We start from the raw sequence: 1203 nt of genomic DNA, 5'->3' as shown, positions 1-1203 counted from the left end.
AAGTATGTGAGTTCTTTGCTGAATAAATAATCCCAATGCAAGCCTCGAGGTATTCTCTTCGAATAAAACGCTTTGCAATCTTTGAATATATACAAGTAATTGAAATTTAAACATTTGTAGAATTTGCATTTTTTATTTCTCGTATACTTACATTGAACTCACGCTAATTTATATTTAAAGTATGAGTATCCTCCTGAAAACTTAAAATTTTAGGCTGCTTAGTGATCGTTTTACGATGCATTACACAAAATTTTAGGTTCTTTACGCAAAATTTTAGGAAACAAGATGTAAATTTTTAGGTCTTCGACGCAAAATTTTAGGGTGGCATACGTAAAATTTTAGGTTTTCGGGGTAAAATTTTAGGTTTTTATTGTGATATTCGCAAATATTAGAAAAAATTGGTATGTATTTTGTAAAACCATAAAAGTAAATTTAAAAAAATATCATATGGCAATAGGCAATTTAGGAGTATACCATCTTACTCCCGCCCAAAAAGAAGCAATAGACAACGCTTTATTAATCATTGAAACCAATCTTCTTGCTGTTACCCAAAATTTATCTACAGAGGAACGTCAAAAATATGGAAGCGTAAATGAAAACAATAAATTATTGGTAAACAAATGTAGAGAATATAAGCAATCACAACCTTCTTTAGCCAGTACTGATGTAAACTGGGAGGAATTTGAAGCCGATTTTCAGGATCGTTTGTTTGCAGATACTCGTTTAGACCGTTTGTCAACCATCAGCCGTATGCTCAGTGATTTCAAAATTGTTCATGATTATGATAATTACCAAGATGCTCTTACGGATTATGATTACAGCAAGTATAAATCCGGCACCAAAACACCGGGATTTACAGAGAAAGTGGAAGAACTGAAACAGTTTTTTCCGAATTCAGGAAATGCTTCTAATACCCAGACTGTCTAAAGGTTGCTAAGAAATAGTATTTGACAAAGGCTGCTTCATTAAAGTGAAGACAGCCTTTTTTATTTTTCTTCCGCCAATTGACAGGCTCAGGTAAAACCTCGAATATGATCAGCAATATTTAAACAGCTTCAGGCTGCACTAAGCTAAATGAAGGAAAGCCTTTATTAGCAAAAGGGATAGATTAAATAACTTTATTGAGGTCATAGTTTAATTACATACCATTTGATTTTCAAAATATGCACGAAATTTGTCATGCTGAAAGCATCTCTACAAAGA

General features: G+C 32.6%; 1 protein-coding gene. It reads left to right on the top strand.

Features of this window, described 5'->3' with window-relative positions:
- The first annotated feature begins 447 nt into the window (after nt 1–447).
- Entirely contained in the window at nt 448–927 is a 480-nt protein-coding gene (locus tag AC2A1C_RS15805) for a hypothetical protein (protein WP_484026894.1), read from the top strand.
- Nucleotides 928–1203: the final 276 nt, after the last annotated feature.

The organism is Chryseobacterium sp. HNCC26DJ241 (assembly GCF_057180505.1).
The sequence above is the reverse complement of the archived record's forward strand: the minus strand, read 5'-3'. Positions and strand labels throughout refer to the sequence as shown.